The organism is bacterium (genome assembly GCA_024224155.1).
Taxonomy (GTDB): Bacteria; Acidobacteriota; Thermoanaerobaculia; order Multivoradales; family JAHEKO01; genus CALZIK01.
Genome location: JAAENP010000450.1, coordinates 1 through 9,889, shown reverse-complemented (window position 1 = coordinate 9,889; position 9,889 = coordinate 1). Strand labels below are relative to the sequence as shown.

Genomic DNA, 9,889 nt, shown 5'->3' with positions numbered 1-9,889 from the left:
CGTCATCCGCATGTCCTACTAGCGGGCGCCCGATTCTCCTGGGCTGACTATCAGGCCCATGCCGATGTGAAGATCAGCATCCTCGGCCGAACAACGGTTTTGAAGGTTGACGAGATCCAACTACCGACAACTGTCGTCAACTCGTAACCACTGACAAAGTAGGCTATTACGAGGTGTTGTCCTGTTGAGTGTTGTTGAGCTAAGTGGTCAGAAGTTGTCCTCTACTGCACCTGGAATGCACCTCGAATCTGAACCAGCGGGCCGAACTCGCGTCGAAGCAGGTCGCTCAGTCGCCGATTACGTCCTGAATCCACGAAAACGTTGCCACTGCGGACGGAAAGCCCAGCGTGGTGGCTGCCAGAGCAACGACCTGTAGGATCTCTTCTTCGGTCACGCCCGTCCTGAGGGCTTTCCTGACTCCGGAGTGGACGGCGCCCTGGCGCATCGCGCCCATCGAAACAGCCAGCTTGATCAGCCGGCGAGTCTTCTCATCGAGCGGCCCGTCGGTTTCCCCCTCGCGAGCACGCTCCCACGCTTCTCCCAGCTTCGGATAGGTTTCAACGAAAGAAAGGAAGGCCGTTGGGGGCTGATCGTTTTCAGTCATTCGTACTCCTCAAGACTTCAGCAAGTCACGGTCTCTAGCGGTTCTGGGTCGATCTGGCCCCTGGCGCCATAGAGATCGGCGCATTGCAAACAAACTCCTCGCGCCGGCTCCCAGTCAGCAAAATCGCGGCAAATCGCCTGGATCGTCTCGGGCGCCAGCCTCGCCGGATCAGGGTGCAGACCGGCGCTCGGCATGCGGCACAGCGCACAGCGATCCGAGGCCATGACCTCGTCGCCCGCGCCGGGCTGAATGGCAAAGCGGACGAGCTCAGCGTGGTTCGGCCGCGGGCCGCGGAAGAAGTGTTCGAACCACCGCTCGGCATTTTTCGCAAGCATCGGAAAGACACCGAAAAACTCTCTTCGTCTCGCCTCTTCACCACCCGAGACAAGCCCGCCCCGGGCCGCGAGCCGCCCGTCGATCGTCGAGTCCCACAACGCCTGGTAGCGCCGCCGCACCAAATTCTCGAGCGCCGCGGAGTCATCCAGAAGAGGTAGCTGAGGCTCGAAGCCAAACTCCGGGTCCAGCATGTCAGCGATGTGGAGAAGCTCGCGGCGCAGAAAGGGTCTAAGTCGCTCGGCATCGACCAGGGTGGCCACGCGCAGCCCGAGAAACAATGTCGGCAAGCGCTCGGCCTCCCGGTCTGGTTTGAGGTCGGCGTACTCTTCACGCGCTCGCACCACCGGAACCACCAAACACCGCGAAGTGCCGGCAGCGATCGAAGGCTCGCGCGCCAGGGCCTGGTGAACCGGCTCGACCAGCGCCAGGCGAACGAACCAGTGTCCATGAAGCTCCGCAAATCGCGACTCCCTTTCGTCACGTTTGGTGATCTCGTAGAGAGGATCACGGTGCCGGCGAAAGAGTCTCTGTATCCTCGCCGGCGCCCCGTCGATCCTCAGCAGAACCGCATCCTCGACCAGCCGAGGATCGAAGTCCAGGGCGTAGCTCTCGCCAGCGGGGCGCGGTTTTTCGGGGCCCGCCGGGCCAGTCAGCGCAACACTCACGGCTCACGGGGCGCCGAGCCCCCGGTACCGAATTGACCCGATTGACCGGGCTGGCCGAGTTGAACGAGGTCGTCGGAGCCGGCCGATCCGCAGGCCATGGGTACGTGGTCGGGCGCGGTGGACGCCAGCTCCAGAACCTTGGGCCCCAACGCAAGCTCGAGGCGTTCGCAGTCGAACCGCAAAAGAGCCTGGCAGAGACCTCCGAGAGATCCATAGAACTCGCCCGGCGCCGCTTCTTCGAGCGTGTGGGCAAAAGCCCGGCCGAACCGCGACAGGTGATCGCGCAGAAACTTCTTTCCGGCCTCTCTGGTGATCTGGGCCATCTCGGCATCGCCGTTTTCGAGCGCCCAGTCTTCCTTGCGCACCAAAAACTCGAGGAACTCGAACTGGCAGGCCACGTGATCCGGGCGCTCATGCCGGGTCTCGCTGGCCTTGAGGCCAAAGGCGGCGTAGAAGCCGGCAAGGTCCGCCAGCTCATGCGCTTGCTGAAGCATGGCCCGGCGGCCGTACTCGCACTCATAAGGGCAAACACGGCCCCTGAGCGTGTGCCCGAAAAGGTGCTCGTAAGAGCGCTCGAGTTGCTCGAGCTGTGGCGGCGCGTCGCGGTACAACAAGTCGACCGCTGCCGCCAGCGCCCCCGGCCGACCGTGTTCCAACCAGCGGGCCGCCAGACGCAGAGCCTGGCGCCGTTCGTTGTCAAAGAACGCCCGGTGGGTCTCCTGCGTGGGCCTATCCAGACCTAGCTTCAAAGCCCGGTAGAGCACCCCACGCGCCAGGAGCTCGTCCCGGGCGGTCGCTACATCCGTCGTGCTGGCAACAGTCATCGGCGGCTCCCGTTTTTCTCAGATGGAGTTGGCATGGGCGTTGCTGCGCACGTGGAGCGGCTCTTCGACGGTGGTTCTGAACAGCTCGCGCCCATCGTGGCCAAAGGCGATCACTGTGTCGTTATAGAGAGTGATGTCGCGCCCACGGTACTGCCCCTCGTAAATTTTTGGGCCCTCCTCGATCTCGTAGCGAAAGATGATCCGGCTGTCGCGGCGGAAGAGCTGCAATACGCACAGAAGCTCGCGGTCCGGGTACTTGTAGCGTTCAACTGCGCGCTCGACACCGGGACCAAACATCTGCTCGAGGTAGGGGTACGGTACCCAGCGGGGCGGTATGTAATAGCCATTGGGCTGAGTGCCCAGCTGGGGGTAGAGCGGCAAGGCGACCTTTGCCTCGTGCACCAGGTAATAGAGCGGGTTCTGCCGGTCTTTGGCCCAGCTGCCGTCCTCATCCAGTTTGGCCAGACCCTGGAGACGTATCTGACCGATGCACGCCGCCATACAGCGGGTCTCCATCGGCACGCCATCCGATTCTGGATCCTTGCCCTCGACCCGGGGGTAGCAGCCGATGCACTTTTCGCTAACCCTGGTGTTGCCCCGGTACAACGACTTCTTATAGGGGCATGCTTCGACGCACTTCCGGTAGCCGCGGCACTGTTCCTGATCGATGAGGACGATCCCGTCTTCGGGCCGTTTGTAGATCGCCTTGCGCGGGCAGGCGGCGAGACAGCCGGGATAGCTACAGTGATTGCAAATCCGCGCCAGATAGAAAAACCAAATGTCGTGGGCCGGGAGCTCCGTACCCTTGGCGTCGAGTTTGTTACGCACTCCCGGTTTTCCGAGCGGGTTGTCTTCGTAGATGTTGGGCGAGTTCCACTCTTCGTCGCTGGGCAGATAGCCGAGGACCCGCGAGCTTTCGGGGTCGAAGTGGGTCTCGGCCGCTTCGAAGATGGTCTTACCCTTGAACTCACCGTAGGGACCAAACCGATCGTCCGCGATCTCACCCTGCCAGTACTGCCCGTCGGGATCGGCCTGCTCCAGCTTGCGCAGGATCTTGACGTCCCAGGACTGGGGATAGCCACCGTAGGGCTTGGTCTCGACATTGGCCCACCACATGTGCTCCTGGCCCTTGGAGAAGGTCCAGGTCGACTTGCAGGCCATGGTGCAGCTCTGACACGCGATGCACCGATTGATGTTGAACACAAAGGCGAACTGCTGCTCGGGAAACTTGGCTTCATAGGGATAGGCCATCCCGCGTCCCAGTTGCCAGTTGTTGACCTTCGGCATCGCTCGCCTCCTAGTCTTTGTCGCCGGCTTCTGCCGCCGATGGCGAGCCGAGCTGCACGAGCTCTTCCGGCGGCCGGGCTCGCACTTCGCCCCGCGGCACCCGTGTTGGATCCTCGACCACTATCTGAAAACGGCCCCAAAGCGAAAGGCTTTCGTTGATGATGCGCCCGATTTCGTCTTCGCCCAGCGCCAGGTAGGCGCGGTGGGCGCCGGCGTAGCCAGGCCGCCGGAAGAGTTCGAGCAACCGGTCCCGACCAAACCCCAGGGCGGCGAACTCCTCGGCGAAGGTGTAGGCCATCTCACGCATCGAATCGGCATCACCAGGGATACCGGGCAGGGAAACCCCCACCAGTTCGTGTGGATCTTCAGGATCTGGATCGCCGTATGGCATGGTCGTCTAGGTGCTAAGCCTTTCTCACGCGAATCAATTCACCGGCCAGATAGCGCCGCATAAAGTCGTTTTCATTGTCCGGGGTGTAGCCTGTAGTCGCCGGTTTCCACACTCCCTTGCCGCCCATGCCGCCGTCCTCGGCCTTGGTCACCCGCACCAGGGCCTCCTTGGGCACCGTGTTCAAGGCATGGTTGTCGGCCTCGCCGCCAAAGATGAAGTTCATGAAGACCTTGGACTTGTGAAAAAGGGTGTCGGTCTGGTGCATCGGCATGTGCCAGTTGCGAGTGATCGACTGCTGCGAGCCGTAGCGGAGGTTGGCCTGATAGCCGGTGTGCTCTGACAAAGCCCGCCCGTCGGGCCGGCTCTCGTGCGCCCGGACGCTTCTCTCGGTGGCGATAAAAGGCGCGTGCTTGATCATCACGATGTTGTAGGGGTAGGCGTGGTTGTACTTCACCCGCAGCATGCAGCGGGCGACGCGGTAGAAGAACTCGTCGGGCTTGGCGCCCATATACGGCCGATCGGCCGGGTTGGCGTCCACATAGACGTAGTCACCGTCGTTGATCCCCAAGTCACGCGCCGCTTGGGGGTTGAGGTGGATTTGGTGCTCGCCCACCGAGGGCGCCCGTTTGTCGAGCCGGTAGGGGTCGCCGAAATTCGAGTCGTACAGCATGTGCCAATCGACATTCGACCAGCCGCTGTGCACCCGATGCCGGGTCTTGGGGGTCAGGCAGTAGAACTGGAGGCCCTTTTCCCAAAGAAAGTTCTTGGTTTTCTTCACCTCCTGCCACGGCAGCTTGACGTTGCAGATCGTGCGCTCATCCCAGTGCTCGGCGTCGGCCGGCACGCCATAGTCCTCGGGGCGGACAAGAGGGTTGGTGCTGACGATGACGTTGGGCTGATAGGGAGTCGCCTCCGGGCCCTCCCGGTGGACGATGAAGTTCTCGCCGTACTCGATTGCTTCCGGCACGTCCGAGTAGGCGTGCAGCCGGCCGGTGTCGGTATGAAAAGGCTCGTTGTCGTGGATCTGCTCGTAGAACGGAATACGCGGATAGGTGCGGAAGTTCATCAGCGCCCCACCGGGCGGGCCGTACTTGCCGGCCATTAGGTCCTCGACCCTGTACCCGGCGGTGGTGGTCGAACTGTCCAGAAGGCGCTGCAGATAGACGTCCCGGCGCCCCTCGTGCTCGAACTGGAAGGCCTGGACGAAGCGCTCGTCGCCGGTGACCTGGCCGAGCGCTTTGGCGATCCCGGCCAGGATCGACAGATCGTCCTTGCTCTCGAAGACCGGCGTGATGCCTCCCTTCCAGACCTGTAGAAACGGGTTCGAGCAGCTGGCCGTGACTTCGAGGTCTTCGAATTCGAGCCAGGAGTTGGCTGGTAGCGCCAGATCCGCGTATTCGATCGATGCCGTCATCTGGATGTCCAGCGAAACGATCAGCTCGATGTTGGGATTGACGTTCTTGATCATCTCGTACGCCCACTTGGCGTTGTTGATCAAGTTGACGTTGTTGAAAATGATCGACTTGGTGGGCGTCGGCATGTGGCTGTCGCCGGTGAAGCACCGCCTGCCGAACTTCGGGGTATCGACGATCAGTGCCTTGTCGCCGTGGTTCCAATATGCCGGCTCCTCGTCCTTGGTGTAGGCGTGGGCGTGGATGTCCTTGCCCGGTGTCTTTGGATCGAGATTTAGATCGAACGGGTCTTCGGCCACCCAACCCTTGAAGCCGGGGCCGGTCTGCGGGGAGCCTTGGAACAGCGCCGCTTTGTAGTTGCCGGCCCAGGTGTGGCAGCCGGCGCCGGGTTTGCCGATATTGCCGGTCAGGAGCAGCGGCAGGTACGCCGCCCGGTTCATCTCGGTGGCGTGAAACCAGTGATTGATGCCTTCGCCCTGGTGGATCGCCACCGGCTTCATCGTGGCGATGTCCTCGGCCAGTCGCTCGACCAGATTTTGCGGGCAATCCGTGATCTCGCATACGGTGTCGAGGTCGTAGTCCTCGAGATGCGTCTGGTAGAGCGTCCACAGGGTCGAGCAGCGGACCGTCGAACCGTTTGCCAGTTGAACCTCGAACGTCCCCTCGAGAGCCGGCGCCAGCCCTTTGGCGGTCATCGTCTCGCCTACGTCATCGCGGTTGAGCGGCTTAGGGCCGCCAATGATCTCGTCCCAGATCACCCGGTCGCCCAACTGCCCATGTTGCTCGGCAGTCAAACCCTGGATCTTCATCGACGGGCCTTCCGGATCGAGATCCGAGCGGTAACCGGGGAAAACCTCGTCGGCTCTGAGCCGCTGCAGGTTGTCGTGCCGCACTAGAAGTGGGAAGTCGGTAAAGCGCTTGACGAACCCCTCGTCGTAGTGCCCTTTGTCGATCATCAGGCGGGTGATGCCCAGCCACAACGCGGTGTCGGTGGCTACCCGAATGGGGATCCAGTAGTCGGCTTTGGTCGAAGGCGGACCGTATTCGGGGGCGATGACGACGATCTTGCCGCCGCGTTCCATGCACTCGATGAACCAGTGGGAGTCAGTGAGCTTGTTCTCCACCAGGTTCTTGCCATCCATGATGATGAGCTTGGAGTAGCGCAGATCGTTGAAGTCACAGTCGGAGGCCTGGAGACCGTGCACCCAGGGGTGCCCGGGAGCCTGATCGCCGTGCCAGGTGTAGTTCGACCAGGCGCGACCGGCCCGAGCTTTCTCGGGCCCCACTCCACGCACCTGGGCGTCGAGCAGAGCCATCGTGTTGCACAGCCGGTACATGCCGTATTTGCCCAGTACTCCCAGGAGGCCCATGCCGCCGCGCATCTTGAGGGTACGGGTGCCCGCACCGCCCATGGCCTCGACCATCTCGGGCTGATAGCCCTGGTCCAAAAGAAGCTGTTTGCCTTCTTCGCCGCTGTAGCGCTTGGCGATCGCTTCGAGCGCCAGAGCGATCTTTCGGAAGGCCTCCTCCCATGAGATCTGGATGAACTCGTCGTCGCCCCGGCTGTCGAACTTGTACTTCGACTTGAGCTCGGAGGTGAGCGCCGGAAAGCCGGCGTCGGCCCAGGCTTTCCAGCCCCGCCGCACGATCGGATGGCGCAGCCGGTAGGGTCCATAAAGGACCCGGTGAAATGTGTAGCCCTTGGCGCACTGGCGGGGATTCCAGTTGGCGGTCGCGTGGTTGCCGTAGAGGTCGGCGTAGTCCTGGTAGTCGTAGGTCGAGCCACTCCTGACGACGATGCCGTTTCTGACATAGGCGCGAATGCGGCAGGCATGAGTGTCGTTGGGTGAGCACACCCAGTCGAACGTGCCGTCGTAGCGATACTGGTCGTGGTAGATCGCTTCCCAATCGCGGCGGACTTTTCTCGAAAGCGGGTTGTCATCGGGCTCGAGTGGTTCCAAAAAGGTGCAAGCGTTCTGCAACGAGAAGACGGCGGCGCCCACCCCACCCCCCAGAAATTTGACAAAGAGCCGCCGATCGATCGACGGGATCGACGGGTAACCGCGGCCGGTTTCGGTCGTCATAGCGCGAACCTCCTCAACGGGCGAGTACCAGCTCCTGCCAGATGGTCACCGATTTCTTGCCGTCCCGGTCCCCGGCGCTGCCGTCCCACACCGCAAACGCCACCGCTAGCTTGCGACCCGGCCGCAACGACGCGGCGTCCGGGCCGTCGCTCGGCAGCGACCGGCGGAACAACACCCGATAGGAACCGGTGCCGTAGACCCCGGTCGAGCTCACTTTGCGGTCGATGCTCGGCCGGGCACGCAACGTGCCGAAACCCTCAGCGCTTAGATCCTCCACCGAGCTCTTGCCGGTGGGGTCGGAGACCACATTGCCGGCACCCCAACCGGTGACATAGGTGGGATCCGATTCCAACGTCAGGGCGTGGCGCGCCGGCTGCTCCAGCGGCGAACGCAGGAAATTGGGATAGGAGTCGATTCCGAGGTTGGGATACACCTTTTCCAGATCCTGATAGGCCGGCTGGAGATCGGCCTGGCGCTCCGACTTCCACATCCAGATATTCACCTTGCTGCCCAGCTCGCCCATGGCAAAGAAGGGCGGATCGGGCGTCAGGGCGAACTGCACCGCCGCCGCGTCGCGAAAGTCCTGCGGCCGCATCACCGTGTGGTCCCAGGTGGTGTCGGACCACACCAGCAGTATCGCCAGTTCTTCGCCGTCGTGAACCGCTTTGACGGTCAGTTCCTCGGGGCGGTTGCCGCGCCACCACAGCGGCATCAGGTGAAGCGCCACCGGCTCGACCGCGCGCCAGGCGCCCGCGTCCGGATGGGTCGGCAGCTCGGTGACCCGATTGGCCAGCATTCGGTAGCGCTTCATCTCCACCTGCTCGCGCTGCTCGGGGGAAGACATCGACAGCACCAAACGCGTCAAGTGCCAGCCGTCGTCACCATGCAGATAGGGGTTGGACGGCATCGGCGAACCCGGCAGCCCAGCGACAATCCGCCGATAGACATCTTCGGGCTCGGGCACGCCTTTGAACACCCCGGCGGTGAGATCCCGCGGCCGGGTCGGCCGACCCTCGGAATCGATCTGCTCCTGCCGGCCGTCGCCCCGGCCGGTCACCCCGTGGCAAGCGGCGCAGCCCTGGACGTAGAGCTCGCGGGCACGCGCTTCCCCCTCGGGAGTGTCGGCGGGCGGTGCCGGCACCTGGATCACCCCTTTGCCCGTACCGTACTGCTTAATCGGCTCCTCGGCCTCGGGGATCTCGAAGGGGCGCCTCGAAAAAGACTTGATGTAGTGCACCAATCCCCAGCGGTCTTTCTCGGAAAGATGACCCCAGGAAGGCATCGCCGAGCCCGGCATTCCGCGCGAGATCGTCTCGAAAAGATCTTGGTCGGTGGGCACCGTTTCCCAGCTCGAGACCAGGCGGTATTGGCCGCGGGTGAAGTCGCGTGGTTTGGGATAGAGCAGATAGGTCGCCTCGCCGTCGCCGTCACCGGCCACCCCGTGGCAGGCCTTGCAGTGCTTCTCGTAGACCGCCTGACCGCGGCTCAACAAGCTGCGCGAAGCCGCGAGGGTCCGCTCGGGCTCGAGCGAGGCCACGATCTCGCCGGTTGCGAGCGATTCGCTCGACTGCGACCAGGCGACCACCGCCACGCCGAGCAGGGCGGCCAGCCCGGCCAAACCGATCCAGGACCGCCTCCGGTCTTTAGATCGCTTCGATGTGAGGGGAATTCGATTCGCCATGGTAGCTCCCCCGTCCGTGTCCTAAGGGTCGCCTTAAGGTGTCGGCCCAGTCCGGTTCGGGCAATACCTGCGAAGGCGGTGCGCGCACCACCTTTTGAGGTGGGGAACCGGCGGCCTTGCTGCACTATCTCACCGGCGATTGAAGGCGCGGACCTGGAGGCGAGGGTAGAGGAAGGAGAGCAGGTCGGGGCCGCCCGGGTGGCCCAGGACGTGGCCAATGCGGTGGTGCAAGAAGCTCGGCGAACGGGTCGAGGAGAAGTGCCGGGAAGGCCGAGGTACGGATCGCGCTACGGATCGCGACAGCCACTTCCACGAGCGTGGTGAAACTTCAGACAGCTTCAGGAACGACTGAGATGGTGGGTCTCAAATAGTTGGCGGAAGCGCATGGGAATCGAACCCACTGATCCCGTGGCATCCCACGCGACCTAGACGGTTTTGAAGACTGTCGTGATCCAACTGACGACAACTGTCGTCAACTCGTAACCACAGAGAAAGCAGTCGGTTACGAAGTGTTGTCTTGTTGAGTGTTGTTGCCGGGAGTGGTCAGAAGTTGCCTTCTACTGCACCACCAGTGCACCACGCGAGCGGTCCGATTGTGGCTATTT

General features: G+C 62.8%; 7 protein-coding genes. All 7 read right to left on the bottom strand.

Translation table 11 applies throughout. From position 1 onward, the window contains the following. Positions 1-286: 286 nt before the first annotated feature. The 7 genes from GY769_21870 to GY769_21840 all read right to left on the bottom strand — a co-directional run bounded on the left by GY769_21870 (position 287) and on the right by GY769_21840 (position 9,284). Positions 287-604: a carboxymuconolactone decarboxylase family protein gene (locus GY769_21870; GenBank protein MCP4204566.1), complete on the bottom strand. Its 318-nt coding sequence runs from the start codon at positions 602-604 to the stop codon at positions 287-289. Between the two features lie 17 nt (positions 605-621). Continuing rightward, positions 622-1,605 carry a hypothetical protein gene (locus GY769_21865; GenBank protein MCP4204565.1) on the bottom strand — a complete coding sequence of 328 codons (984 nt, stop codon included), beginning with the start codon at positions 1,603-1,605 and terminating at the stop codon, positions 622-624. Then, a complete protein-coding gene (locus GY769_21860; protein ID MCP4204564.1) occupies positions 1,602-2,429 on the bottom strand; it encodes a hypothetical protein in 828 nt (275 codons plus the stop codon). Before GY769_21860 ends, GY769_21865 begins: the two co-directional genes overlap by 4 nt. 18 nt (positions 2,430-2,447) lie before the next feature. Continuing rightward, on the bottom strand, positions 2,448-3,716 hold the full coding sequence (locus GY769_21855) for a nitrate oxidoreductase subunit beta (protein MCP4204563.1): 1,269 nt from the start codon (positions 3,714-3,716) through the stop codon (positions 2,448-2,450). 10 nt (positions 3,717-3,726) lie between these two features. After that, positions 3,727-4,023 (bottom strand): hypothetical protein, encoded by a 297-nt coding sequence (locus GY769_21850; protein MCP4204562.1) that lies wholly within the window; start codon positions 4,021-4,023, stop codon positions 3,727-3,729. Between the two features lie 97 nt (positions 4,024-4,120). Continuing rightward, positions 4,121-7,603, bottom strand: coding sequence for a molybdopterin-dependent oxidoreductase (locus tag GY769_21845; protein MCP4204561.1), 3,483 nt, complete (start codon positions 7,601-7,603; stop codon positions 4,121-4,123). Between the two features lie 13 nt (positions 7,604-7,616). Next, the gene (locus GY769_21840; protein MCP4204560.1) at positions 7,617-9,284 is read right to left on the bottom strand and encodes a c-type cytochrome; all 1,668 of its coding nucleotides are present in this window, start codon (positions 9,282-9,284) and stop codon (positions 7,617-7,619) included. Positions 9,285-9,889 lie beyond the last annotated feature (605 nt).